Raw genomic sequence first — 25,548 nt, 5'->3', positions numbered from 1 at the left:
TGGTCTCCTCCGACGCCTCCCGCGCCGCCTTCTCCGCAGCCTCCGCATCCACGATCAACCGCAACACCGTCGCCCGCCACCGCATGTTCTCGTTCGCCTGCCGCATCCGGAACACCTCCAGATCCAACCGCGAACCCGTCGCCCAGCCATACGCGAAGAACTCGACCAGATCATCATCCGTCGACCCCTCCCGCACCGCATACGACGCCGACAACCGCACCTGCTCACCCGGATCGTTCACCGACAACAACCGGACAAAATCCCGATCCCGCTGCACCAACGCCTGCTTCTGCGCACCCACCTCATCGCGATACACCCGATCACGCGACCGAGCAGCCTCATACCCAGAACGCACAAACGTCTCACGCTCCGAGTCCGTCACACCCGCACCCAGCAACCGCTTCGCCTCGTTGTGCACCTCCGGCGAATACTCCACCGTCGTGGTCTCATACACCCGACGGATGAAGTCCATATTCCGCGCACGACGCTGCTGCGCACGCTCCACCGCGTAGTCGTAACCCCACTCCAGAAACGCCGCGATCGCCGCATCCGGATCACTACTCACCAACGCCGACCACGCCGCAGTCCGGACCGTGCTGTACGGATGCGCACTCGCCAAATAACGCACCCAAACCCAGTCATCAGACGGCTGCTCCGCGTTCACCACCACCGACGGCCCCGCATACGCGGCGACAGGCGCCGCCACGGAGAAGGACGCCACAATGCAGGCAGCACAAACTAGGGCACGTCTCACCCTGAATCCCCCCAGCTGACCGAGCCCCCCGGCTCTGTTCTGAATCGCAACGTAACCAGCGTGGAGTCGTCGCGCAAGCGAAACCGATCACCCTGTCGTGGAAGTTCGGACAGATGGCCTAGGCGAACCCCAGCACGCGAACCCCCAGGAACCCCTCGTGAGTGTTTATCCGTGTTCTAACCCGGATAAACACTCACGAGGGCTGAGCTGGGCGCCCGGCGCCGCCCTGGCTATGGCGGTCGGTGGGCGTCGTGCGGTGTCGGTTGCGTGGGGTGGGGTGGAAACGGCCGGCTTTGGGCGGCCAAGCCCGTCCGAGCGGAGCGAGGACAATCAAACACTGTCGGTGGGCCGACGTAAGCTTGGTGGGTCCGACTCTTCGGCAAGGGGAACTTCCGTGACTCACGCTCCGCTGACTGGTCTGTTGGCCGGCCTGTCCGCTGATCCCGCGGTCACGGCCGTCGCCGAAGCCGCTGGTGCTCCGGTGTACGAACTGGAGGGTCCACCCGCGGTTCGCCCGGTGGTGGCCGCGACGCTCGCTGCCCATTCGACGGTCCTGGCCGTCACCGCGACGGGGCGTGAAGCCGACGACCTGACGGCCGCTTTGGGGGATTTGCTCGGTAAGGACGCCGTTGCGGCGTTCCCCTCGTGGGAGACGTTGCCGCACGAGCGGTTGTCGCCGCGCGCGGACACGGTCGCGCAGCGCCTGTCCGTCCTGCGACGGCTCGCGCACCCGGAAGGGCCGCAGCTCAAGGTCATCGTCTCGACGATCCGCAGCCTGATCCAGCCGATGGCGCCCGGCCTGGGCGAGTTGGCCCCCGTGCACCTCAAGAACGGCGAGGAGCACGACTTCGAGCAGCTGGTCGAGCGGCTCGTCGTGCTCGCGTACAGCCGTGTCGACATGGTCGAGAAGCGCGGCGAGTTCGCTGTGCGCGGCGGCATCCTCGACCTGTTCCCGCCGACCGCGGAACACCCGTTCCGCATCGAGTTCTGGGGCGACGAGGTCAGCGAGATCCGGCCGTTCGCCGTGGCCGACCAGCGTTCCTTGCCGACGAAGGTCACCGAGGTCGTCGCGCCTCCGTGCCGTGAGCTGCTGCTCACCGAGGACGTGAAGCGCCGGGCGGCCGAGCTGGCCACCGACCACGCGGGCGACGCGCACCTGGCCGAGATGCTCACCAAGCTCTCCGGCGGTATCCCGGTCGAGGGGATGGAGGCGCTGATCCCCGTGCTCTGCGTCGGCGAGCTGGAGCTGCTCACCGACGTCCTGCCGGACGGCTCGCACGTGCTGGTGATCGACCCGGAGAAGATCCGCACGCGGGCGCACGACCTGGTCCGCACCGGCCAGGAGTTCCTCGAAGCGTCCTGGATGGCGGCGGCGGGCGGCGGCAAGGCGCCGATCGACCTGGGCGCGTCGGCGTACCGCGAGCTGGCCGAAGTCGTGTCGCACGCGCGTGACACCGGGCGCCGCTGGTGGACGCTGAGCCAGCTCACCGGTGCCCAGGACGTGCTTTCCCTTGGCATCAAGCCGGTTGACTCGTATCGCGGCGACATCGAGCGTGCCTTCACCGACCTGCGTGCGCACACCGCGGCCGGTGGCGCCGCGGTCCTCGTGGTGCCTGGTTCGGGTACCGCGCAGCGTGCGGTCGAGCAGCTGGGCGAGGCCGAGGTCGCGGCCAGGTTCGCGGCCGACGGGCTGACCGAGGCGCCGGAACCGGGTGTCGTCACGGTCGTGCGTGGTGCGCTGGAAGACGGGTTCGTCGCGCCGGAGTCCGCTCTGGTCGTGCTCACCGAGACCGACCTGACCGGCGGACGGCACGGCACGTCCACAAAGGACATGTCGGCGAAGATGCCGTCCCGGCGCCGCAACGCCGTCGACCCGCTGGCGCTCAAGACCGGCGACTTTGTGGTGCACGAGCAGCACGGCATCGGCAAGTACATCGAGATGGTCCAGCGCACCGTCGCAGGCGCCACGCGTGAGTACCTCGTGCTGGAGTACGCCTCGTCCAAGCGCGGCCAGCCGGGCGACCGGCTGTTCGTGCCGACCGACCAGCTCGACGAGGTCTCCCGGTACGTCGGCGGCGAGCTGCCGACGCTGAACAAGCTCGGCGGCTCGGACTGGAAGAACACCAAGGCCAAGGCGCGCAAGGCGGTCAAGCAGATCGCGGCCGAGCTCGTGCAGCTCTACGCGGCTCGCCAGTCCGCGCCCGGCCACGCGTTCGGACCGGACACGCCGTGGCAGCGGGAGCTGGAGGACGCGTTCCCGTTCACCGAGACCGTCGACCAGATGGCGGCGATCGACGAGGTCAAGGCCGACATGGAGCGCGGCGTCCCGATGGACCGGGTGATCTGCGGCGACGTCGGCTACGGCAAGACCGAGATCGCGGTCCGCGCGGCGTTCAAGGCGGTGCAGGACGGCAAGCAGGTCGTCGTGCTCGTCCCGACCACCCTGCTGGCCCAGCAGCACCTGAACACGTTCGCCGAGCGGATGCGGTCGTTCCCGGTGAACGTCAAGGGCCTGTCCCGGTTCACCGATCCGATGGAGTCCGAGAAGGTCATCGCCGGCCTCGCGGACGGCGAGGTCGACATCGTGATCGGCACACACCGGCTGCTGCAGACCGGGATCCGCTACAAGGACCTCGGCCTGGTGATCGTCGACGAGGAGCAGCGCTTCGGCGTCGAGCACAAGGAGCACATCAAGGCGCTGCGGACACACGTCGACGTGCTGACCATGTCGGCGACGCCGATCCCGCGGACGCTGGAGATGTCGCTGGCGGGCATCCGGGAGATGTCCACCATCCTGACCCCGCCGGAGGACCGGCACCCGATCCTGACGTACGTCGGTGCTTACGACGACAAGCAGGTGGCCGCCGCGATCCGGCGTGAGCTGCTGCGCGACGGCCAGGTGTTCTTCGTGCACAACCGCGTCTCGACGATCGAGCGCGCGGCCAAGCGGATTCGTGAGCTCGTCCCCGAGGCGCGTGTGGTCACCGCGCACGGCCAGATGAACGAGGACCGGCTGGAGAAGATCATCCAGGGTTACTGGGAACGCGAGCACGACGTGCTGGTGTCCACCACGATCGTCGAGACCGGCCTGGACATCTCCAACGCCAACACGCTGATCGTCGAACGCGGTGACCTGCTGGGCCTGGCCCAGTTGCACCAGTTGCGCGGCCGGGTCGGCCGTGGACGCGAGCGCGGGTACGCGTACTTCCTGTACCCGCCCGAGGCCCCGCTGACCGAGACCGCGCACGACCGGCTCGCGACCATCGCGCAGAACACCGAGCTCGGCGCGGGCATGGCGGTGGCCATGAAGGACCTGGAGATCCGTGGCGCGGGCAACATCCTCGGCGCCGAGCAGTCCGGGCACATCGCGGGCGTCGGCTTCGACCTGTACGTCCGGCTCGTCGGTGAGGCCGTGGAGGCGTTCCGCCGGCACGCGGGCGCCGAAGGGCCCGAGGGCGAGGAGGAGCTGGCCGAGGTCCGGGTCGACCTGCCGGTGGACGCGCACATCCCGCACGACTACGTGCCTGGCGAACGTTTGCGGCTGGAGGCGTACCGCAAGATCGCGGCGGCCCGTGACGCCGACGAGCTCGCCGGTGTGATGGAGGAGCTCAAGGACCGCTACGGCGCGCCGCCGTTGCCGGTCGAGCGGCTGTTCGCGGTGGCCACGTTCCGCCACACGTGTCGCAGGCACGGCGTCACGGAGGTGACCACGCAGGGCACGTCGATCCGGTTCGCCCCGCTCGACCTGCGCGACTCCCAGCTCATCCGGCTCAAGCGGCTGCACCCGAAGGCGAACTACAAGGCGGTCACGAACACCGTCGTGGTGCCGCGGCCGACCGAGGGGCCCGCCGGTGGCCGGATCGGTGCGCCGCAGCTGCGTGACCAGGAGCTGCTCAAGTGGTGCGCGGACTTCCTGGAGAGCCTGGTGATCGCCCCGGCCCCAGTCGGGTGACCGATCCACCTATGAGAGGCTAATCACCGTGACGACTGCTGCCATGCGCCGCTCCATCGGGATGATCGCCGCGACCGCCCTGCTTGTGGCCGGTTGCAGTGCCGGACAGGGGGACCCGAAGGTCGCCCTGACCGTCGGTGACGTGAAGGTGTCCACGGTCGAACAGGTCCAGCAGAGGCTGAACGAGCTGCTGGCCACCAACCAGGCCGCACAGGACCAGGCCCGCCAGCGCAAGCTGGACGTGGTCTCGCGGGGCATCGTCACGCAGGAGGCGCTCAACCAGCTGACCAAGCAGGCCGCCGAGCGGGCGGGCATCCGGCTCGACGAGCAGCTTGTCGAGCAGAGCATCCCGGTGCTGACCGGTCCGCAGGCCACCCAGGGCGACCCGTTCCAGGCCGTGGTCGACGCGGCGTTCCCGGCCAAGGAGGTCGCCCGCTACCGGCTGATGCTGGTCGAGCTGGGCGGCCGCGCGATCGGCCGGTCCAGCTTCGAGTACGACGTGGCGTTCCTGGAGAACTTCGCGGACGCGCAGAAGCTGGCCAAGCAGGTCGCCGACGACCCGGCGCGGTCCGCCCAGCTGATGCAGGCCGCACCGAACCCGGTGCGCGACCCGATCCTGAACGCCAAGCAGGGCCCCGCGGACGCGGAGAGCCCGGACCAGCTGGTCTCGCTGGCCACCTCGCCGCTGTTCAACCTGCCCGCCGGTTCGGTGGTGTCCACCCGGCTGACCGGTGAACAGGGCGGCTACATCGTCTTCTACCTGAAGTCCCGCCAGGCCGCGCAGCCGCCCGCCGGTTTCGACGCGAGCTCGGTCCAGCCGTTGCAGCTGGCGCAGGCCGGCCAGGCCCAGCTGGTGGGCTTGGCCCAGCAGACCAAGGTCGAGCCCAACCCGCGGTTCGGCACGTGGGACCCGGTGAACCTGAAGGTCGTGTCCGGCGAGGAGGCCTCGGTCGTCAGCACGGTCCAGCCCGCCAAGACCAGCCGGCAACAGTGACGCCAGGGGAGAAGCTGCTCGAAGCGGTGGCGGTGATGGACCGCCTCCGCTCCCCGGGCGGGTGTCCCTGGGACGCCGAGCAGACGCACGAGTCGTTGCGGCAGTACCTGATCGAAGAGTGCTTCGAGCTGATCGAGGCGATCGAGGACGGCGACCGGGCGGCGCTGCGCGAAGAGCTCGGTGACGTGCTGCTCCAGGTGCTTTTCCACGCCCGGGTCGCGCAGGAGGACCCGGACGACCCGTTCACCATCGACGACGTGGCGGCGGCCCTGTCCGCGAAGCTGATCGGCCGCCACCCGCACGTCTTCGCCTCCGATCCCGCGGTCCGCGACTCGGCCACCCAGGAAAAGCGCTGGGAGGAGCTCAAGCAGGACGAGAAGAAGCGCGAGTCCAGCATCGACGGCGTCGCCCTCGGCGCGCCCGCCCTGGCGCTCGCCGCCAAGCTCGCCCAACGCACCGCACGTGCCGGTTTCCCCGTCGACCTCCTGCCGTCCGGCGACAGCCCGGCGGAGCGGCTCTTCGCGACCGCTGCTCGTGCCAAGATCGCGGGCGAGGAACCCGAGGGCGACGTCCGGGCGGTGGCCCGCAAGTTCGCCGAGGACGTCCGCACGGCGGAGCGCGCCGCCAAGGACGCGGGCCTCGACCCCGCCACACTGACCGAAGAGGACTGGCGCCGCTTCTGGCCCCACTGACCGCCGTGTCCACCATTCCGGCACCCCGTGTCCACCTTTGCGGCACCCCGTGTCCACCTTTGCGGCACCCTGTGTCCACCTTTGCGGCACGCCGAAACTGCCGTTCCGGCACCCCGAAATACCCGTTCCGGCACAGTGGGTTCATCCAGTGGAACGACTGGGCGAAGGTGATCAGCCTGAACGTGCCGAGTCCGGCGGGCAGGTCCTCCGCTCGCATGTGCAGCCACCGGGTGTTGGGCTTTCCAGCGGCGAGCCGGGTCGCCTCCGTGATCATGTCGGGGTCGGCGTCGATTCCCAGTGCCTGCTCGAACTTGTCGGCCAGCAGCAGGGTCAGCGAACCTGGCCCGCAGCCGACGTCGAGCAGGCGGCCGGTGCCGTCCAGGCCGAGCTCGGTGGCCATGGCCCCGGCCAACGCCGGGGGATACGGCAAACGGCCGCGCGAGTAGTACACGGCGCTGCGGGAGTACAGCGAGGGATCCCATTGCCACACGCGATCAGCGTAGGCATCCCGGTAAGTTGGATCGAGTGAGTAACGCGTACCTGCGGTATCCCCACCTGCACGGCGACCTGGTCACGTTCGTGGCCGAGGACGACGTATGGCTCGCGCCGCTGGATGGTGGCCGTGCGTGGCGGGTGTCCGCCGACCAGGTCCCGGTCACCCGGCCGCGGATCTCGCCCGACGGCGAGTACGTCGCCTGGACGAGCACCCGGGACGTCGAGCCCGAGGTGCACGTGGCGCCGGTGGACGGTGGTGAAAGCCGCAGGGTGACGTACTGGGGTTCGGTCAAGACCGCGGTGCTCGGCTGGAATCCCGACGGTGAGGTGCTCGCGGTCAGTTCGGTCGCGCAGGCGCAGTTCCGGCGCACGTGGGCCTACGCGGTTCCGCTCGACGGTCAGCCGCGTCAGTTGCCGTGGGGCCCGGTCGGTGACATCACCTACCGCGCGGATGGTGCGGTGTTGCTGCAGACGCGGGATTCGGCCGAGCCCGCTTACTGGAAGCGTTACCGGGGCGGCACGGTCGGCCGGTTGTGGGTGGACACGGCCGCCTCCGGGGAGTTCAGCCGGATACTGTCCGAACTGGACTCCAGTTTGGTGTCGCCGATGTGGGTCGGCGACCGGATCGCGTTCCTGTCCGACCACGAGGGCAACGGCAACTTGTACTCGTGCCTTCCTGACGGCACGGACCTGAGACGGCACACCGACCACGAGTTCTACGCCCGCAATGCGTCCACCGACGGCACACGGATCGTCTACCACTCCGCGGGCGACATCTGGATGCTGGACAACCTGGACGCCGAGCCGCGGCAACTGCCGGTCAGACTGGGCGGTCCACGCGTTTCCCGTCAGCAGTACCCGATCTCCGCGCGGTGGTCGCTCGGTGACGCCGCGCCTGACCACACCGGCCGCGCGAGCGCAGTGGAGGTACGCGGGACCGTGCACTGGTTGACGCACCAGGACGGTCCGGCTCGCGCGCTGGCTGCCGAACCCGGTGTCCGGGCGCGGCTTCCGCAGGTCCTCGGCACGTCGGGACACGTCGTCTGGGTGACGGACGTCGAGGGCGACGAGGCGCTGGAGATCATGCCGGTGGAGGGCGGCGCGCCCCGGCGGATCGGCGGCGGACAGATCGGCCGCGTGCACGAGCTCGTCGCCGCGCCGGACGGCAGACGTGTCGGCGTTGTCACCAACGACGGCCGTGTCCTGCTGGCCGAAGTGCAGACCGGTGAGATCAGGACGGTGACCCGGACCAGGGACGGCGATCCGACCGGCCTGCAGTTCTCGCCGGACTCCGGCTGGCTGGCGTGGTCGCACCCCGGGCCGCCGCCGCTGCGCCAGATCAGGATGGCCGACACCACGAATTTGTCCATTGTGGACGTGACGCCGTTGCGGTTCGACGACCACGAGCCGGTTTTCACCCTGGACGGCAAGTACCTGGCCTTCCTGTCGGCGCGGAGCTTCGATCCGCACTACGACGCGCACGTGTTCGACATGTACTTCGCCGGTGGGTCACGGCCGTACCTGGTCCCGTTGACCGCGACCACGCCTTCGCCGTTCTCGCCGCAGGTCCGGGGCCGTCCGGTGACCGAGTCCGATGACGACAAGGAGTCCGACGACGAGGACGGCACCCCGCGTGTTTCCGTTGACATCGAAGGGATCTCCGATCGGCTCGTCGCGTTCCCGGTCGAGTCGGCCCGGTACTGGTCGCTGTATCCGGCCAAGGACGGTGTGCTGTGGATGACGCGGCCGCTGACCGGTGAACTCGGCCACGATCTGGCGTCCACGGAGGACAGTCCGCCACGGCCTTCGTTGGAACGCTTCGCCTTCGACAAGCGCCGGGCCGAGGTCCTGGTCGACGCGCTCGACCAGTTCTGGGTCAGCGGCGACGGCAAGCGGATCGTCGTGCACGACGGCCGTTCGTTGCGGGTTCTGCCTTCGGAGCACAAAGCCGACGACGACAGTTCGGACAATGTGGACGTCGACCTGTCCCGGATTCGCGTGACGGTCGACCCGCCGGCCGAGTGGCGGCAGGCGTATGACGAGGCCGGCAGGCTGATGCGGGACCACTTCTGGCGCAGCGACATGGGCGGCGTCGACTGGGCCGGGCAGCTTGCCAGGTACCGGGCTCTGTTGCCCCGGCTCGGTTCCTACGACGACCTCGTGGACCTGCTGTGGGAGGTTCAGGGCGAGCTCGGCACGTCGCACGCCTACGTCTTCGAGACCCGTGACTCGGCGGATTCACGGGTCCGGCTTGGCCTGCTGGGCGCCGATCTGTCCCGGGACGACGCCGGTGTGTGGCGGATCGACCGGATTCTTCCCGCGGAGACGTCCGATCCCGAGGCGCGGTCTCCGCTGCGTGCTCCCGGCGTCGGGGTCCGCGTGGGGGACGCTGTGCTCGCTGTCGACGGACGACCCGTCGGCGCCGGGGGCCCGGCTCCGCTGCTGGCCGGGGCGGCGGGGAAACCGGTCGAGCTGACCATCGGGCCCGCCGCCGGTGGGGCGTCCCGTCGGGTGGTCGTCGTGCCTTTGCTGGACGACACCCCGTTGCGCTACCACGCTTGGGTCGCCGATCGGCGGGCGCACGTGCACACCTTGTCCGAAGGGCGGGTCGGGTACTTGCACCTGCCGGACATGCTTTCCGCGGGCTGGGCGCAGTTGCACCGGGACATGCGCCTGGAGATGCGGCGCGACGCGCTGGTTGTCGACGTGCGGGAGAACCGCGGTGGGCATCTTTCGCAGCTGGTGATCGAGAAGCTGGCCCGCAAGGTGATCGGATGGCAGATCAGCCGGGACGGGGCGCGGCCTGAGTCGTACCCGCAGGACGCTCCGCGCGGGCCCATCGTGGCCGTCGCCGACGAGCAGGCCGGGTCCGACGGTGACATCGTCAACGCGGCCATCAAGTCGTTGGGTCTCGGCCCTGTCGTCGGGATGCGGACCTGGGGCGGGACCATTGGCATCGACATGCGGTACCACTTGGTCGACGGCACGGTCGTGACCCAGCCTTGTTACGCCACTTGGCTTCGGGGGCCTGGCTGGGGCGTGGAGAACCACGGCGTCGATCCGGACGTCGAGGTTCCGACGACTCCGATGGACTATGCCGCCGGCCGGGACCCTCAGCTGGATACCGCTGTCCGGCTGGCGCTCGACGCCTTGGCGAGCCAGCCGCCGGTCGGTCCCCCTGCGCTCCCTGAGCTGTAGCGGCCGTCAGGCGGGTGGGGCGACCTGGGCGCCAGGCTGGTTCGAGCGGCGCAACGAGTCGGCGACGAAGCCGTTGGCCTTCAATTCCTCGACCACCGCACGCAGGAACTCGACCGACTCCGGCGCACGGTCCTTCGCCGTCGCGACGGCCTGCTGGATCTGCATGAACGGTTCGTCGATCAGTCGCAGCCCCGGGTTCGCCGCGACGAACTCGGTCATCGGCTGACGAATGCCCGCGGCCACGTCCAAGCCCGACTCCTGGAACACGGTTGTGCCGTCCGAGCCGCGGACCACGGTCGCGTGCTGACTTGTCCTGGTCAGGTACAGGTCGTAAGCGGAACCGTGCTTCACGCCGATGCGTACGCCTTCCGTGTCGACGTCCGCCACGGTGCGCAACGGCGAGTCGGCGGGCACCGCGAACACGCCTTCGATGAGCACGTAGGGCGCGGTGAACGCGACGTCCGCCGCCCTGGCCGGCTCGATGGCCAGAAAGCCGATGTCCGCCTGGCCGGTGGTCAAGGCTTCGAAGGATTTGCGGGCCGCGTCGAAACAGACGAACTCGACCGGCGTGTTGAGGCGTCTGCCCAGCTCGCGGGCGATGTCCACGGTCACGCCCGCCGGTCGCGCCGGCGTCCCCTGCGCCAGGACCGGGTTGCCGAGGTTGATCGACGCACGCAGCGTCCCGGTTGGCACAAGATCGTTCATGGGCCGATTATGCCGGGCGATTGCGAAATGCGTCACGGCAACCAGCGGCGTCCGTCAGGCGTCGCCGACCCCATTTTATGCCTGCTGACCTGCGGTGATCCGTGGTTGATCCGATTTGTCCGATAGGCCCGTTTCGGCGGTGGTCCGCCACCAGTGCGTACCCTGGGATGCGATGACTTCCTCGTTGCCGATCGCGCCGCCGGAGGCCCCGCGACGACGACCCCAGCGCAGGCGGCCGCCCCGGATTCTGATCATTGGGCTGTTGCTGGGCGTGGTCGTGGCCGCGTACCTCGTCCTGCGGGACAGCGGTGACGACCGGCCGGCCCGCCAGCCGGCGTTCTCGGTGCCGGGACTCTCCCCGGCGGCGCGCACCACCCTGCCGTTCCAGGCGCCGCCCATCGACATGGCACGGGTGCCGGAGCTGAGCCGCCGGATGCAGATCCCCGAGCGGATGCTGATCGCGTACGGCAAGGCCGAGGAGCTCCAGCGGCAGGTCAGCCCGGCCTGCGGCATCTCGTGGACCATGCTCGCGGGCATCGGCCGCAAGGAGTCCTTCCACGGCAAGATCAACAGCACGGCCATCAACCCGGACGGCACGCTGTCCAAGCCGATCATCGGGGTGCCGCTGGACGGATCACCCGGCTTCCGGGCGATCAGGGACACCGACGGCGGCGTGATGGACCAGGACACGACCTGGGACCGGGCCGTCGGCCCGATGCAGTTCCTGCCGAGCACGTGGAAGCGCTGGGCCGTCCGGGTGAGCGGTGACGGTCAGCCCGCGGACCCGCAGAACGTCGACGACGCGGCGGCCACGGCAGCGCGTTACCTGTGCGCCGAAGGCAACAACCTCACCGACGCGCAGGGCTGGTGGAAAGCCGTCCTGACGTACAACGAGTCGGTCTCGTACGCCAGGGACGTGTTCAGCGGCCAGGACGCGTACGCGCGAGCGGTCCAGCAACAGTAGATCGCCATTCGGTGACGGCAGTCGCCATCCGTTTGGCGGAACGGATGCCGCTGATCACCTCCCGTTAATCCACTCCGCGTGTGGCGTTCACCTCCCGCACGCCATGGCGGCCACCCATGGGATGAATTGTCGGCCCCGACCGTGACCTGGTGACCGGCTCGCGGTCGGGGAGGGGATATGGCGAGATTCCAATGCTTCAGAACGGATACGAGCGGCGTCAGATGGCGGCTGCTCGGCGGCAACAACCGGGTGCTGGGCGTGTCCGTACGCGGACACCCGGACCAGGGTTCGGCAGTGCGGGAACTGGACTACCTACGGGAACAGGCAGGTGATGCCCGAGTGGAGTTCGAGCGGTCGGCCTCAGGGCAATGGTGGTGGCAACTGTCCTTCGCGGACGTGCCGGTCGCGCGGTCGGCGCAGGGGTTCGCCCGCAAGATCGACGCGGACCTGGCGGCCAAGCGGTTCGTGCGGCGGATCGGCGAGGCGTCACTGGACGCCTCGGTGATGGTCTTCCAGCCCGGCCATCGCGGCCGGACCAGCAACATCGTTAATTGACAACCAGATGAACGCCCAGACTGCCGGCCACGGCTAGCTCGGGAACACGATCGCGGACGGGTTCCCCCGGTCCGCACCGGGTTCGAAGATTCTCCGGCGTACCCCAACGAAGGAGGAATCGTGCGGACTCGAATCGTTTCCGGACTTGTCGGCGCACTGCTGGCCGCCGGTGTCAGTGCGAGTGTGATGGCGGCACCCGCGCTGGCGGAGACCGGTCAGGAGAGCAGACATCACTGGGCGAAGACGACCGTCACCGTGGACTCGGGGGCCGCGGTGGCGTTGGACTTCTTCGGTATCAAGCTGACGGCGTTATGGCCGGCCACGGGCAGCACGCCCACCTTCACGTTCCCGGTGTGCGCCAAGCGCGGCGGCGTCGTCGAACTGCTCGGCGGGCTGCGGTTCACCGCCAACGACAAGGCTTTCACCGTGTACGCGCCGGTCGTCAACACCGACATCGGCGTGGTGAAGGCGGGCAGGCTTGAGTTGTTCTCGATCGACGGCCAGAACCTGGTGCTGACGGCCGCCGGTGCGCAGGCGCTGAACGAGAGCCTGGGCTTCTCCGGTCTGTTCTCGCAGGGCTTCCTCTTCGGCTCGTTCGTGACCAGTCACTAGCCGTGTGGCGGCAGCGGCACGTTGGGTGCTCGTTCACCTGACGTGCCGCAGCCGGACATCACCACCGGCTTCGCTGACACCGCCACGAATACCGGCCACGAATACCCGGCCACGAATTGCCGAAGGAGGACAGTCGGCTGATGACCACGGACGTCGACCGGCCACGCCCGGTGCGGCCATCAGTGCCCCTGTCCGACCGGGTGTTCCGGGGTGTGGTGCGCGCCGCGGGCGGCACCGTGCTGCTGATCATGGGCGCGATCGGGATCTTCCTTGCCTACCAGGCGATCCCGACGCTGCGCGAGTTCGGCTGGGGATTCTTCACCGAGGCGTCGTTCGTCCCGGACCGCGAGGAACTCGGCATCGCCGCGGTCGGCCTGTTCACCTTGCAGGTCGCCGGAGTCGCGATCGTCATCGCGTTCCCGCTGGCACTGGCCACCGCGCTGTACATTTCGGAATACGCGCCCGCGCGGCTGAAACGCACGCTGATCGCGGCGCTCGACCTGATGGCGGCGATCCCGAGTGTGGTCTACGGCCTGTTCGGGTTCGTGTTCCTGACCCCGCACATCATCTACCTGTCCCGGTGGCTGTCGAAGTACCTCGGTTTCCTGCCGTTCTTCGAGGTGAACACCGACGTGAACGCCGCCTCGTGGGAACAGTCGATGTACACGTCGTCGCCGTTCATCGCCGGGTTCGTGGTGGCGATGATGATCCTGCCGTTCGCCGCGTCGATCATGCGCGAGGTGTTCGCGCAGGCACCGCTGGGCGAGCGGGAAGGCGCGCTGGCACTGGGATCCACTCGCTGGGGCGTGATCCGTTCGGTCGTGCTGCCGTTCGGCAAGGGCGGCATCATCGGCGGCACGATGCTCGCGCTCGGCCGCGCGCTCGGCGAGACGATCGCGGTGGTGATGATCCTCGCGCCGGTGTTCGACATCAGGTTCCGGGTGCTGGAGAACGGCGGCGTGACGATCTCGTCGCTGATCGCACTGCGGTTCGGCGAGGCCACCCCGAGCCAGCTCTCCGCGTTGCTGGCCGCGGGCCTGATGTTGTTCCTCTTCACGCTCGTGGTCAACACCGTGGCGTCGATGATCGTGGCCCGTTCCCGCAGCGGTTCGGCCACCGAGATCTAGGAGGAGAGATGGCCGCGCCGACTCTTGAACGGACCGTTGTGGAGGCTCCAGCCGTCGTCGACGACGAACCGCGCAAGCGGGACTTGAGCACCACGACGCTGGACGACGTGCTCGCCGCGCTCGGCTCGATCCTCGGGGCATTGGGCCTGGTGTGGGTGTTGTACGCGAACCTCCTGCCCACTTCGGGAACGCTGGGTTTTGTCGTCGCCTGGTTCGTCGTGTTCCTCATGCTCTACGCGGGTGTCACGGCGATGCGCCACCCGCGCACGGTGATGGCTGACCGGGTGGCGGCGGCGATCATCCACGCGTTCGCGGGCCTGGTGGGTGTGGCCCTGCTCTTCGTGATCGGCTACACGGCCTACCGCGGCGCGGACGCACTGGGATACGGCAACTTCTTCACCTCCGATCTCAGCGCGGCCGGACCGCTCGACCCGCTCACGGTCGGCGGTGTGCTGCACGCGCTGGTCGGCACGCTCGTCGAGATCACCATCGCGGTCGCGATCACGCTTCCGCTCGGCGTGGGCTGCGCGGTGTTCCTCAACGAGGTCGGTGGCCGATTCGCCCGCCCGGTCCGGACGGTCGTCGAGGCGATGACCGCGCTGCCGTCCATTGTGGCCGGTCTGTTCGTGTTCACGACGGTGCTGCTGATGGCTGGGCTGCCACGCAGCGGTCTGGCGGCGTCCCTGGCGATCAGCGTGATGATGCTGCCGATCATCGCGCGCTCCGCCGAGGTCGTGCTGCGAGTCGTGCCGGGCGGCCTGCGGGAGGCCAGCCTCGCGCTGGGTGCCTCGCAGTGGCAGACGGTGTGGCGGGTCGTGCTGCCGACCGCGCGTCCTTCCCTTGCCACGGCGTTGATCCTGGGCATCGCGCGCGGGATCGGGGAGACGTCGCCGGTGCTGCTCACCGCCGGGTACACCACGTACCTCACGTTCGATCCGACCTCGGGGCCGATGGTGTCCCTGCCGTTGATGACGTACCAGCTCTCTCGTTCCTCCGAAGCGGTCGACCAGTCACGGGCGTTCGGCGCCGCGACGGTTCTGCTGCTCGTCGTGTTGCTGTTGTTCGTGATCGCGCGCGTGGTGGCGCAGCGGTCGAAGACCGGAAGGCGTTGATCATGCTCAGGCGGATCGTTGCGATCCTGGCCAGTGCCGTGCTGCTGGCGTTGAGCGCGGGGACCGGCCCGGCGCACGCCCAGGCGTACATCCCGATCGACGGGTCGGGCTCGACGTGGAGCGCCAACGCGATCAACCAGTGGATCGCCGACGTCAAGAGCTTCGGCATGCAGGTGAACTACAGCTCGGTCGGCTCCAGCCGGGGCAGGCAGGACTTCGCCGCCAAGCTGTCGCACTTCGGTGTGTCGGAGATCCAGTACGGCATCCGTGACAGCAACGGCAACACCGACGGCCCCAACGGCAGGCCGTTCGCGTACATGCCGATCGTGGCCGGTGGCACGTCGTTCATGTACCACCTGAAGCGCGGCAACGAACTGGTCCGCAACCTGCGGCTGTCCGGCGAGACGATCACCAAGATCTTCACCGGGCAGATCACCAACTGGGCGGACGACGCGATCACCCGGGACAACAACGGCGTCAAGCTGCCGTCCAAGAAGATCATCCCGTTGATCCGCTCCGACGGCTCGGGTACGTCGGCGCAGTTCACGATGTGGATGTCCAAGCAGCACGGCAACATCTGGACACACGGGATGACGTCGTACTTCCCGCAGTTCAACGGATCGGTCGCGAAGAGCAGCTCCACCGAGATGGCCACGTACATCTCCGCGCAGTACGGCGAAGGCGCGATCGGTTACGTCGAGTACTCCTACGCCCGCGCACAGAACTTCCCGGTGGCGAAGCTGCTCAACAAGGCCGGGTACTACACCGAGCCGACGGACTACAACGTCGCGGTGGCGCTGACCAAGGCGCAGATCAACACGGCCAACAGGGACGATCCGAGCACCTATCTCACCCAGATCCTGGACGGTGTCTACAACAACGACGACCGGCGGACGTATCCGTTGTCGTCGTACTCGTACATGATCCTGCCGACATCGGTGGACGGGAAGCTCAACGAACAGGCAGGCCTGACGCTCGGCGCGTTCGCGTACTACTTCCTCTGCCAGGGCCAGCAGAAAGCCGGTCCACTGGGGTATTCGCCCCTGCCGCTGAATCTCGTGCAGGCGGGGTACGAACAGGTCCACAAGATCCCCGGCTCGGAGAAGAAGTCGTTGGACGCCAGGGGATGCAACAACCCGACGTTCGACCCGAACAATCCGGGCTCCAACCGGCTGGCCGCGACCGCGCCGTTCCCGCAGGACTGTGACCAGGTCGGCAAAGGCCCGTGTGGCGCGAACGGCGGTGGTGGCGCCGGAGGCGGCGGCGGTGGCGGGGCCGGCGGTGCCGGTTCCGGCGGCGGCAACGGTGGTGGCGCCGGTGGCGGCGGGGCCGGTGACGGCACAGGCGCCGGTGGTGGCGCCGGAGGGCCGGGCGACCCCGACAACCCCAACGGTGGCGGGGCGGTCGACCCGCTCACGGGCGAGCCGATCGGGTCGGCGAACGGCGGTGGTGATGGCACAGGGTCGAGCGCGGTCTCGACCGAACTGGCCGCCAGCCGGGCGGGCACCGACACCGCGATGGGCATCCTCGCCGCCGTCGAACTCGTCCTTGTCCTGGTGGTGCCCGCGATCGTGGCACGAGCAGTCAGCAGACGGCGGGCACTGCGCGCCGAGCAAGAGGGGACTTCCTGATGGTTACTCGGATCGGTCCGTGGCTGGCGCTGGTGAGCGTCGTCGCGTTGCTCGCGGCCGGGCTGGTGATGTTCATCCCGGTGACCGCGGTCGGCCAACAGGAAACGTCCGCGGTCACCAGGACACAGGACCTGGACAAGGGCTACAGCAACACCGAGACCAAGCAGTACAAGGGCACCGTCACGGTCTCGCAGACCTCCGGCCTGGTGCGCCAGCGCGTGAAGGTGTCGTGGTCCGGGTTCAAGCCGACCGGGACGGGCGGCAGCAGCGCCGCCCCCTACCCGGTCGTCGTGATGCAGTGCTGGGGCAAGTCGACCGAGGTGACCCAGCAGACCTGCTGGAACGGCGGTACGAACATGGGCACGCAGGTGCTCAACGCCGCCGCGCTGATCGAGCCGTTCCCGTACGCGGGCGACATCTTCGGGCCGACCCCGGCCGCCAACGCGGTGAAGTCGGTTGTCCCGTTCAAGGCCAGGGACGACGGCAAGCTCTACAGTGGAACGCAGGACGACACCGGCTGGCCGGCAGGCGCGGTCGTCAAGGCCAATCCGCCCGCGTTCTCCGAGACCACGAAGAACGCGATCATGCCCAACAACTACATGGGTATCACGAACGCGGACGGCACGGGTGAGGTCGACATCGAGTTGCTCACCGCGTTCGAAAACCCGCACCTGGGCTGCAGCAGCACAGCCGCGTGCTCGCTCGTGGTGATCCCGGTCGGCGATCCGACGTGCAAGAACGACGCCGAACTGCCGGCGAACCGGAGGGGGCAGTGCGCCAAGCCGCAGGCCGTCCTGCGGAACGCGGCCACCTGGGCGACGCAGACGAACTGGGCCCGCAAGTTCGTCTTCGACCTGTCGTTCCGGGAGTCCGCGGCCAGCTGCCAGCTGGACGAACGGCAGGAGACCGGCCTGGCCGGATCGTTCTACGCCTACCAGCTGCTCAACAACAGCTGGCGGCCCAAGTTCTGCCACGACGAAAGCCTGTTCCGGCTCGGGTACACCGCGTTGAGCGACGGCGAGTCCCGTGCGCAGTACATGGCCGCGCTCGGCGGTGAATGGCAGGACGGGACGACCAACGCCTTGCTCACGTCCCGCGCGATAGAAGGAGAACCGGCCAAACCCACGGTGTACGCGCCGGTCACGATCACCAGTGTGGCCGTGTCCTTCGTGCTGGACGACGAGAAGGGCAGGGAGGTCACCGAGCTGAAGCTGAACGCGCGGCTGCTGGCCAAGATGCTCACCCAGTCGTACCGGACGATGGCCGGGTCGGGCGTGAACCACCCCGCGCTGCGGACCAATCCGGAATGGTGGGGTTCGGATCCGGAGTTCCTGGCGCTGAACCCCGGGCTGACGGCCGCCATGCAGAGCCGGATCGGCCGGGAGGCCTCGGCGTATCCGGTGATCTCGCTGGGTGACCTGGACGCCATCCACGCGTTGACGTCGTACATCGCGGCGGACAAGGACGCGGTGGCGTGGCTGGGCGGTGCCAACGACGGGTACGGCATGGTCGTCAACCCGCAGTTCCACAACTACAAGCTGCCGGTCGGTCTGCTCGAACTGCGAGACGACTACGTGGTCACCGACAACAACCTGTTCAAGGGCCAGATCCTGCTTTCCCAGTACGCCAACGTGGCGGACAACCTCTACAGCGCCGCGATCGCGGCGACGCAGGCTTGGCCGTACGCCAACATCTCACAGAGCTGCACCGGCCCGGTGAACGAGCAGATCTGCACGCTGAAGAGAGTCGACCAACGCCAGATCGGCGGCCAACGAGCCGTGCTGGCGATCACCACACTGGCCGACTCACGGGTTTTCGGCCTGCGGCAGGCCGCCTTGCAGACCACACCTGGCAAGTTCGTCAAACCTGACGACGTCGCGGTCGCGTTGGCGTTGCGTGGCACGACGCTCGACGAGAAGACCGGTGTGCTCACGTCGGACATCCCCGCGATGCACCCGAACGCGTACCCCGGTATGTCCATTGTGTACGCGGCGATCCCGACGAGCGGGCTGAGCGCGGGCACCGCGGGCAACTACGCGAAGTTCCTGGACTACGCGGCCGGTCCCGGCCAGGCCGCGGGCCAGGAGGCCGGTCAGTTGCCGACCGGGTACGTGCCGTTGAGCGACCCACTGCGGGAACAGACCCGGAACGCCGCGGTGGCCGTCCGGGAGCAGAAGGGTGTGGTCCCGGCGCCTCCGCCCGGGTTGTCCGAGGACCCCGCGGCCGGTTTGCTGCCGCCGGGTGAAAGCGGTGCCAGCAGTGGCCTGCTCGGCAGTGGCGGGGGCGGCGTCGCCGGCGGGAACGGCGCAGGCGCGGCCGCTGGAGCCGCGTCGAACGCGACCACGCCGCCGTCCAGCCCGACCGCGCCGCCGACCGTGGACAAGCAGGCGACCTCGGTCGCGACGCGGTCCGACTCGTCCGGCTTCGCCAAGTGGGTGCTGCCGGGCCTGCTCGGCATCGGTGCGCTCGCCGGGCTGATCGCGTTCGGCGCCATGGTCTGGACCCAGCCCGACCACCCGGTTCGCCGCTGGTTGCGACGGTTGAGGACCCGATGAGCAAGGCTCGTGTGCTCACGCAGGCGCTGCTCGTCCTGTCAGCGCTTGCGTTCGGGTTCGCCGCGTACCTGCTGATCCTGTCGCCGCTGCAGTACGACCGTGCGCAGACCTTGTTGTACGCACAGGCAAGGGAAACACTCGCGGACACCAGCATGCCGACCGGCGGCAAGATCGACGCGGGCACGCCGATCGCCTTCCTGGAAATCCCCGGCCTTCAGTTGAGTGAGGTCGTGGTCGAAGGCACCGCGGGAAGCCAGCTCGCGCAGGGACCCGGGCACGGGCGGACCACGCCCCTGCCCGGGCAGCCCGGCACATCTGTCCTAATGGGACGCGCGCAGACGTACGGCGCGCCGTTCAAGGACATCGGCAGGCTCCAGTCAGGCGACGAGGTCAAAGTGACCACGGCGCAGGGACGGTTCACCTACCGTGTCGACCGCGTGCGCAGGGACGGTGATCCGCGCCCGCCGGTCGCGGGGGTCAGCAGGATGATGCTGATCAGTGCCGAAGGCGGCGACCTGACCGGTCCTGAACGGACGGTCTATGTGGACACGACGCTCACAGGTGACGCGGTTGCCGCGCCAGGCGGACGTTCGACGACGTTGCTGCCGGAGGAGAGCGCGCTGAAGCGGGACACCGGCGTGCTGGTCGATCTGGTGCTGTGGCTACAGGTGTTGCTGCTGGCTGTCGGGGTGTTCGCGTGGGCGCGTATCCGGTGGGGCCGGTGGGAGACGTGGCTGGTCGGCGTGCCCGTGGTGGTGGCCGCGACCTGGCAGGTCTACCAGTCCGCGGCCGTCGCCGTGCTGCCGAACCTGCTTTAACCGAACCGGCCGTTGACGTAGTCGGCGGTGCGCGGGTCGGCCGGGTCCTCGAAGATCGTCCTGGTCGGCCCGGCCTCGACGATCTGGCCCGGCGTGCCCGCCTCAGCCAGGAAGAACGCGCACTGCTGGGAGACCCGGGCGGCCTGCTGCATGTTGTGCGTGACGATCACGATCGTGACCTCGCGGCGCAACTCGGCGATCGTCTCCTCGATGCGGCGCGTCGATGTCGGGTCCAACGCCGAACACGGTTCGTCCATCAGCAACACGTCCGGCTGCACCGCCAGCGACCGCGCGATGCACAACCGCTGCTGCTGACCACCGGACAGCGCGCCGCCTGGCTGCTTGAGCCGGTCACGGACTTCCTTCCACAGCCCCGCTTTGGTCAGGCACGACTCGACGAGGTACTCCTTCTCGTCGCGAGACGCCTTGGAACCGGTCAGTTTCAGGCCCGCGGTCACGTTGTCCGCGATGGACATCGCGGGGAACGGGTTCGGCTTCTGGAACACCATCCCAATCCGCCTGCGCGTCTCGGTGATCCGCCCGCCCGGCTGGTAGATGTCCACACCGTCCAGCAGGACCTCGCCGGCCAGCGCCGCGCCCGCGACGAGCTCGTGCATCCGGTTGAGGATGCGCAGGAACGTCGACTTGCCGCAGCCGGACGGACCGATCAACGCGGTTACGCTGCCCGGCGGCATGGCCAGCGAAACCCGTTGCAGCACTTTGTGTCCGCCGAACCACGCGGACACGTCGACCGCTTCCAGCTCGCTGCCGCGGAAGAAGTCCTCATCGGACTCGTCGGACTGAAGGGGGAGTTCTGTGGTCGACACGGGCGCGACGGTATGCCGTGTGGTGGGACTGGCGATGAACAACGGGTTCACTGGGCATGGCCCCGTGGGGTGTTTGTTGCCCGTTAAGCGATTAGGCGTTTGGCGAGAAACCAGTCTTCGCTGTTCCCCGGTGGTTGCGCCGACCGGGCTGCGCGACGGTTGATATCAGTCCCGCTTGGGACAAACCGTTGAAGGACAAGGAGATTCTCGATGCGCTCCATCCTAGGGAAGGCAGCGGTCACCCTCGGTGCCGCGGCGGCCGTGCTCAGCCTGGCCGCGGGCAACGCGGTCGCCGACCCCGGCTTCACGCCGCTGACCGGTGACATCGTCGGCGTCGGCTCGGACACGTCGCAGGACCTGCTCGACGGTCTGGCGTCGCAGTACAACAGCGAGACCGCCCGTCCCGGCGACTGGCTGGCTTCATGGAGAGCCACGGGTTCGGCGACGATCACGCCGAAGACCGGTGCCGCGGAGATCACCCGCCCGAACGGTTCCAGCGCGGGCATCAACGCGCTGATCGCCGACGGCGACGCACACACCATCGACTTCGCCCGTTCGTCCCGGTGGGTCGGCTCGAACCCGGCGGAGGCCAACTACAGCTTCCTCCAGTTCGCCCGGGACGGCCTGACCTTCGCCACGGCCACGAACAGCAACGTGCCCGCGACCCGCACCACCGCGCAGCTGCACGACATCTACAGCCGCAGCACGCCGAACTGCGTGCCGCTGGTGAAGCCGTACATCCCGCAGCCGGGTTCCGGCACGCGTCAGTTCTTCCTGGCGAGCATCGGCCTGACCGAGGGCACGCTCGGCAACTGCGCCGCGGTGTCCCAGGAGCACGACGCCTCGGTGGTCGTCAACGACGCCAACGCCATCGCCCCGTTCTCCATCGCCCGCGGCTGGGGCGTGCAGGGCCTGCGCCTCGGTGACGTCGACGACTCGTCCCGCCCGGCGGGCCTGCCCGCCAACCTGATCGCCCAGGACACCCCGCCCAACGGTGCCCTCGCGACGATCAACGTCTACGACCGCGGCATCTACAACGTGGTCCGCAACAGCGACGTGAACCTGCCCAAGTACGACAACGTGTTCGGCCCGAACGGCTGGATCTGCACCGACCCCGACGCCCAGGCGATCATCACCGGCCAGCACTTCCGTCTCGCCGACTCCCTCGAGTGCGGCCAGCACGTGAAGTAGGACAGCTCTGACGTAGGACAGCATCTGACATAAGACAGCATGTGACATAAGGCCGTCCCGGTCGCAAAGGCCGGGGCGGCCTTCTGCCTGGTCACCCCTCGTGAGTGTTTATCCGTGTTCTAACCCTGATAACCACTCACGAGGGGTGACCAGGGGTTATGGGGGGAGGGGCTGCTAGTCCACGTCCTCGTTCAGGGCGATGCGGGCGTTGACCTCGCTCAACGCTTCCTGGTACTCCGGCACCGGGTGCATCGCCGTCGCTAACTTCAACTGGAGCCGTGCCTCGGTGAAGCGGCTCTGCCGCTGTAAGGCCCGGCCGAGGGCGAAGTGGGCGTAGTGGTCGTTCGGGTCGAGTTCGATCACCTTGCGGAAGGCTTCCTCGGCTCGCCTCAGCTGGGCGGAGCCCAGGTATGCGCGTCCGGCCAGCAGTTGCACGCTCGGTTTGTCCGCCTCGGCCTCCAGGACCGGCGCCAGTGCCGCCAGTGCGTCGAGAGGTCTGCGCATGGCTACAAGCTGTTCGGCCTGCCGGAACGCCGCCACCATGTCGCTCATCCACTCAACTTTACGGATCTCTCCCGCGTCGAGGCCAATCCCCGGCACCGTTCATCCACGCACAACCGTGCCTTCAACAGCGGCGTTCCCCAGCACGACTAGTCTGTGCGGGGAACAGAACGTGAGCTGGGAGGAACACCAGTGGCGGTAATCGAGCAGGTCGGCGCACGCGAGATCCTCGACTCGCGGGGCAACCCCACGGTCGAGGTGGAGGTCGCGCTGGACGACGGCACCCTGGCCCGCGCGGCTGTTCCGTCGGGTGCCTCGACCGGTGAGCACGAGGCCGTCGAGCTGAGGGACGGCGACAGCAACCGCTACCTGGGCAAAGGCGTCGAGAAGGCCGTCACGGCCGTGCTCGACGAGATCGGCCCGGAGCTGACCGGGATCGAGGCCGTCGAGCAGCGGGTCGTCGACCAGAAGCTGGTCGACCTGGACGGCACGCCGGACAAGTCCCGGCTGGGCGCCAACGCCATCCTCGGCGTGAGCCTCGCGGTCGCCAAGGCCGCGGCCGAGTCGAGCGGGCTGGAGCTGTTCCGCTACGTGGGCGGCCCGAACGCGCACGTCCTGCCGGTGCCGATGCTGAACATCCTCAACGGCGGCGCGCACGCGGACACCGACGTGGACATCCAGGAGTTCATGATCGCCCCGATCGGCGCCGACTCGTTCCGTGAGGCGCTGCGTTGGGGCGCGGAGGTCTACCACTCGCTCAAGTCGGTGCTCAAGAGCCGTGGCCTGGCCACCGGCCTGGGTGACGAGGGCGGTTTCGCGCCGAGCCTGGCCAACAACCGTGAGGCGCTCGACCTGATCCTGGTCGCGATCGAGAAGGCCGGGTACCGCCCCGGCCGGGAGATCGCGCTCGCGCTGGACGTCGCCGCCACCGAGTTCTTCAACGACGGCGCGTACACCTTCGAGGGCGAGAAGCGCAGCGCGGAGCAGATGACCGGCTACTACAAGGAGCTGGTCGACAACTACCCGCTGGTCTCCATCGAGGACCCGCTGTCGGAGGACGACTGGGACGGCTGGGTCCGGATGACCGCCGAGCTCGGCGAGCGTGTCCAGCTGGTCGGCGACGACCTGTTCGTCACCAACCCGGAGCGGCTGGAGGAGGGCATCTCCCGGCGCGCGGCCAACGCGCTGCTGGTGAAGGTCAACCAGATCGGCACGCTTTCGGAGACCCTGGACGCCGTGTCGCTGGCGACTTCGTACGGCTACAAGAGCATGATGAGCCACCGGTCCGGCGAGACCGAGGACACCACCATCGCCGACCTGGCGGTGGCCACGGGCGTCGGCCAGATCAAGACCGGTGCGCCCGCCCGCAGCGAGCGCGTCGCCAAGTACAACCAGCTGCTGCGCATCGAGGAGACCCTCGGTGACGCCGCCCGCTACGCCGGGGACCTCGCGTTCCCGCGGTTCAACCCGGAGAGCTGATGGCTGACGAACCCGGCGAGGGTCCGCAGCGCCCGGAGCGCTCAGCTTCGCGGCGTGGCCGGTTCACGCGCGGGTTCGCCAGGTCGGCCAAGCCGGACAAGTCCGGTACACCGGACAAACCCGACGGCGCGGAACGTCCTGGCCGGCGCGCCCGGCCGGGACGGCGTTCCGACGCGGCGGACAAGCCGGAGACAACGCCGCGGACCAGGCCGGAGACGCCCCGCAGGCGTCCGGTGGCCAAGCCGCGCTCCCGGTTCGCGAAGAACCTGATGGGCCAGACGACCACGCGCCGTGCGGCCGTGGTGGCGACCGTGGTCTGTGCGTTGGCGTTGTCGATCGCCGTTCCGTTACGGACGTACCTCTCCCAGCGGGACGAGGTGGCCACGCAGGAGCGCCGTCAGGCCGAGCTGCGGGCCCAGGTCGACCAGCTGGAGCAGCGCAAGGCCCAGCTGTCCGACCCGGCGCAGATCCAGGCCGAGGCGCGCAGGCGGCTGCGGTACGTGATGCCGGGGGAGACCCCGTACATGGTGCAGCTGCCGGGTGACGTCGGTACGCAGTCCGGTGAGCCGCCCGCCGCCCCTGCCGGGCCGCAGGAGCCGTGGTTCCAGTCGCTCTGGGATTCGATCAAGGAAAGTAGATAGGTGCAGTTCGAGCCAGTCACCGAGGCCGACCGCGCGGTCGTGGCGAGCCAGCTCGGCCGGCCGCCGCGCGCGTTGCGTGCGGTCGCCGCCCGGTGCCCCAGTGGTCACGTCGCGGTCGTGCAGACCAACCCCAGGTTGGAGGACGGCACGCCGTTCCCCACGCTCTACTACCTGACGTGCCCGCGGCTGACGTCGCTGTGCAGCACGCTCGAGGCCGAGGGCGTGATGAAGGAGATGACCGCGCGGCTGGCCGAGGACGAGCAGCTGGCGCAGGCCTACGAGCAGGCACACTGGTCGTACCTGGCCCAGCGTGACGAGATCGAATCGCTCGGCACGCAGGTCAGCGCGGGCGGCATGCCTGGCCGGGTGAAGTGCCTGCACGTCCACGTGGCCCATGCCCTGGCCTGCGGACCTGGCGTGAATCCGTTCGGCGACGAGACCCTGCGCCTGATCGCGGACCAGTGGCCCGCCGGGGACTGTGCGGCGTCGACCGCCGAATCCTGATGTGGTCGGCGAGGACCGTCGAACACTGCCCGGCCGTTAACGAGGGATGAAAGGCGAGGGCTGTCGATATCGACAGCACCGGCTTTGTCGCGCCGGTCGGTTACGCCACGCAACACGCCCGACGCCGCCCCGACAGCAGCGCTGAGCAGGCACTTCAGCGGTGTCGGCGGCGTGGGACGGGGTGGAAACGGCCGGCTCTGGCGACGAAGCCCGTCCGGAGCGCAGCGAGGACAAAAAACAC

18 protein-coding genes and 3 pseudogenes are annotated in these 25,548 nt (G+C 68.7%); 16 read left to right on the top strand and 5 right to left on the bottom strand.

Annotated elements, in window-relative coordinates; translation table 11 throughout:
* Positions 1-565 (bottom strand): annotated as a pseudogene (locus tag GC106_RS27040) (hypothetical protein); the annotation flags it as partial.
* Positions 566-1,148: 583 nt separating this feature from the next.
* Between GC106_RS27040 and mfd the strand changes: the two are divergent.
* The 3 genes and pseudogenes from mfd to GC106_RS27025 form a co-directional block, all read left to right on the top strand.
* The gene (mfd, locus tag GC106_RS27035) at positions 1,149-4,706 is read left to right on the top strand and encodes a transcription-repair coupling factor (RefSeq protein ID WP_173136303.1); all 3,558 of its coding nucleotides are present in this window, start codon (positions 1,149-1,151) and stop codon (positions 4,704-4,706) included.
* 28 nt (positions 4,707-4,734) lie between these two features.
* Positions 4,735-5,700 (top strand): hypothetical protein, encoded by a 966-nt coding sequence (locus GC106_RS27030; RefSeq protein WP_173136301.1) that lies wholly within the window; start codon positions 4,735-4,737, stop codon positions 5,698-5,700.
* A 2-nt stretch (positions 5,701-5,702) separates the two neighbouring features.
* A pseudogene (locus GC106_RS27025) lies at positions 5,703-6,392 on the top strand (nucleoside triphosphate pyrophosphohydrolase); the annotation flags it as partial.
* A 148-nt stretch (positions 6,393-6,540) separates the two neighbouring features.
* Here the strand turns inward: GC106_RS27025 and GC106_RS27020 are convergent.
* A pseudogene (locus tag GC106_RS27020) lies at positions 6,541-6,792 on the bottom strand (class I SAM-dependent methyltransferase); the annotation flags it as partial.
* A 125-nt stretch (positions 6,793-6,917) separates the two neighbouring features.
* Between GC106_RS27020 and GC106_RS27015 the strand changes: the two are divergent.
* A complete protein-coding gene (locus tag GC106_RS27015) occupies positions 6,918-10,085 on the top strand; it encodes a S41 family peptidase (protein ID WP_173136299.1) in 3,168 nt (1,055 codons plus the stop codon).
* Positions 10,086-10,091: 6 nt separating this feature from the next.
* On the opposite strand, the gene GC106_RS27010 is transcribed toward GC106_RS27015, so the two are convergent.
* Complete coding sequence (locus tag GC106_RS27010) at positions 10,092-10,790, bottom strand: transporter substrate-binding domain-containing protein (protein WP_173136297.1); 699 nt, start codon at positions 10,788-10,790, stop codon at positions 10,092-10,094.
* A gap of 172 nt (positions 10,791-10,962) precedes the next feature.
* On the opposite strand from GC106_RS27010, the gene GC106_RS27005 reads away from it, so the two are divergent.
* From GC106_RS27005 to GC106_RS26970, 8 genes are all read left to right on the top strand, one after another.
* Complete coding sequence (locus GC106_RS27005) at positions 10,963-11,754, top strand: lytic transglycosylase domain-containing protein (RefSeq protein WP_173136295.1); 792 nt, start codon at positions 10,963-10,965, stop codon at positions 11,752-11,754.
* Between the two features lie 177 nt (positions 11,755-11,931).
* On the top strand, positions 11,932-12,309 hold the full coding sequence (locus tag GC106_RS27000; protein ID WP_173136293.1) for a YegP family protein: 378 nt from the start codon (positions 11,932-11,934) through the stop codon (positions 12,307-12,309).
* Between the two features lie 120 nt (positions 12,310-12,429).
* On the top strand, positions 12,430-12,921 hold the full coding sequence (locus tag GC106_RS26995; RefSeq protein WP_173136291.1) for a hypothetical protein: 492 nt from the start codon (positions 12,430-12,432) through the stop codon (positions 12,919-12,921).
* A 140-nt stretch (positions 12,922-13,061) separates the two neighbouring features.
* A complete protein-coding gene (gene pstC / locus GC106_RS26990; RefSeq protein WP_173136289.1) occupies positions 13,062-14,048 on the top strand; it encodes a phosphate ABC transporter permease subunit PstC in 987 nt (328 codons plus the stop codon).
* Positions 14,049-14,056: 8 nt separating this feature from the next.
* Entirely contained in the window at positions 14,057-15,160 is a 1,104-nt protein-coding gene (pstA, locus tag GC106_RS26985) for a phosphate ABC transporter permease PstA (protein WP_173136287.1), read from the top strand.
* A gap of 2 nt (positions 15,161-15,162) precedes the next feature.
* Positions 15,163-16,791 carry a substrate-binding domain-containing protein gene (locus GC106_RS26980; RefSeq protein ID WP_173136285.1) on the top strand — a complete coding sequence of 543 codons (1,629 nt, stop codon included), beginning with the start codon at positions 15,163-15,165 and terminating at the stop codon, positions 16,789-16,791.
* Positions 16,791-19,346, top strand: coding sequence for a hypothetical protein (locus GC106_RS26975; protein ID WP_173136283.1), 2,556 nt, complete (start codon positions 16,791-16,793; stop codon positions 19,344-19,346). Before GC106_RS26980 ends, GC106_RS26975 begins: the two co-directional genes overlap by 1 nt.
* Positions 19,343-20,164 carry a sortase gene (locus GC106_RS26970; RefSeq protein WP_173136281.1) on the top strand — a complete coding sequence of 274 codons (822 nt, stop codon included), beginning with the start codon at positions 19,343-19,345 and terminating at the stop codon, positions 20,162-20,164. The genes GC106_RS26975 and GC106_RS26970 overlap by 4 nt, the downstream gene beginning before the upstream one ends.
* Here the strand turns inward: GC106_RS26970 and GC106_RS26965 are convergent.
* Positions 20,161-20,925: a phosphate ABC transporter ATP-binding protein gene (locus tag GC106_RS26965; protein ID WP_246366786.1), complete on the bottom strand. Its 765-nt coding sequence runs from the start codon at positions 20,923-20,925 to the stop codon at positions 20,161-20,163. The genes GC106_RS26970 and GC106_RS26965 overlap by 4 nt on opposite strands.
* Positions 20,926-21,201: 276 nt before the next feature.
* On the opposite strand from GC106_RS26965, the gene GC106_RS26960 reads away from it, so the two are divergent.
* The gene (locus GC106_RS26960; protein WP_173136277.1) at positions 21,202-22,182 is read left to right on the top strand and encodes a type 2 periplasmic-binding domain-containing protein; all 981 of its coding nucleotides are present in this window, start codon (positions 21,202-21,204) and stop codon (positions 22,180-22,182) included.
* A gap of 174 nt (positions 22,183-22,356) precedes the next feature.
* Here GC106_RS26960 and GC106_RS26955 read toward each other — a convergent pair whose 3' ends face one another.
* Positions 22,357-22,734 carry a tetratricopeptide repeat protein gene (locus GC106_RS26955; RefSeq protein WP_173136275.1) on the bottom strand — a complete coding sequence of 126 codons (378 nt, stop codon included), beginning with the start codon at positions 22,732-22,734 and terminating at the stop codon, positions 22,357-22,359.
* Positions 22,735-22,875: 141 nt separating this feature from the next.
* On the opposite strand from GC106_RS26955, the gene eno reads away from it, so the two are divergent.
* From eno to GC106_RS26940, 3 genes are read left to right on the top strand one after another with little or no spacing between them, the layout of a single operon-like run.
* The gene (eno, locus tag GC106_RS26950; protein ID WP_173136274.1) at positions 22,876-24,162 is read left to right on the top strand and encodes a phosphopyruvate hydratase; all 1,287 of its coding nucleotides are present in this window, start codon (positions 22,876-22,878) and stop codon (positions 24,160-24,162) included.
* Positions 24,162-24,803: an FtsB family cell division protein gene (locus GC106_RS49755; RefSeq protein ID WP_173136272.1), complete on the top strand. Its 642-nt coding sequence runs from the start codon at positions 24,162-24,164 to the stop codon at positions 24,801-24,803. The genes eno and GC106_RS49755 overlap by 1 nt, the downstream gene beginning before the upstream one ends.
* Positions 24,804-25,307, top strand: coding sequence for a DUF501 domain-containing protein (locus GC106_RS26940; RefSeq protein WP_173136270.1), 504 nt, complete (start codon positions 24,804-24,806; stop codon positions 25,305-25,307).
* Positions 25,308-25,548: the final 241 nt, after the last annotated feature.

The organism is Kibdelosporangium persicum (assembly GCF_013280595.1).
Taxonomy (GTDB): Bacteria; Actinomycetota; Actinomycetes; order Mycobacteriales; family Pseudonocardiaceae; genus Kibdelosporangium; species Kibdelosporangium persicum.
Note: the sequence above shows the minus strand (reverse complement) of the source record. Positions and strands in the feature narration are given on the sequence as shown.

Bases quoted from the DNA above. Each gene is read 5' to 3' on its own strand.
- GC106_RS27010 (WP_173136297.1), bottom strand. From the start codon at position 10,790: ATGAACGATCTTGTGCCAACCGGGACGCTGCGTGCGTCGATCAACCTC.
- GC106_RS27005 (WP_173136295.1), top strand. From the start codon at position 10,963: ATGACTTCCTCGTTGCCGATCGCGCCGCCGGAGGCCCCGCGACGACGA.
- GC106_RS27000 (WP_173136293.1), top strand. From the start codon at position 11,932: ATGGCGAGATTCCAATGCTTCAGAACGGATACGAGCGGCGTCAGATGG.
- pstC (WP_173136289.1), top strand. From the start codon at position 13,062: ATGACCACGGACGTCGACCGGCCACGCCCGGTGCGGCCATCAGTGCCC.
- pstA (WP_173136287.1), top strand. From the start codon at position 14,057: ATGGCCGCGCCGACTCTTGAACGGACCGTTGTGGAGGCTCCAGCCGTC.
- GC106_RS26980 (WP_173136285.1), top strand. From the start codon at position 15,163: ATGCTCAGGCGGATCGTTGCGATCCTGGCCAGTGCCGTGCTGCTGGCG.
- GC106_RS26975 (WP_173136283.1), top strand. From the start codon at position 16,791: ATGGTTACTCGGATCGGTCCGTGGCTGGCGCTGGTGAGCGTCGTCGCG.
- GC106_RS26970 (WP_173136281.1), top strand. From the start codon at position 19,343: ATGAGCAAGGCTCGTGTGCTCACGCAGGCGCTGCTCGTCCTGTCAGCG.
- GC106_RS26960 (WP_173136277.1), top strand. From the start codon at position 21,202: ATGCGCTCCATCCTAGGGAAGGCAGCGGTCACCCTCGGTGCCGCGGCG.
- GC106_RS26955 (WP_173136275.1), bottom strand. From the start codon at position 22,734: ATGAGCGACATGGTGGCGGCGTTCCGGCAGGCCGAACAGCTTGTAGCC.
- GC106_RS49755 (WP_173136272.1), top strand. From the start codon at position 24,162: ATGGCTGACGAACCCGGCGAGGGTCCGCAGCGCCCGGAGCGCTCAGCT.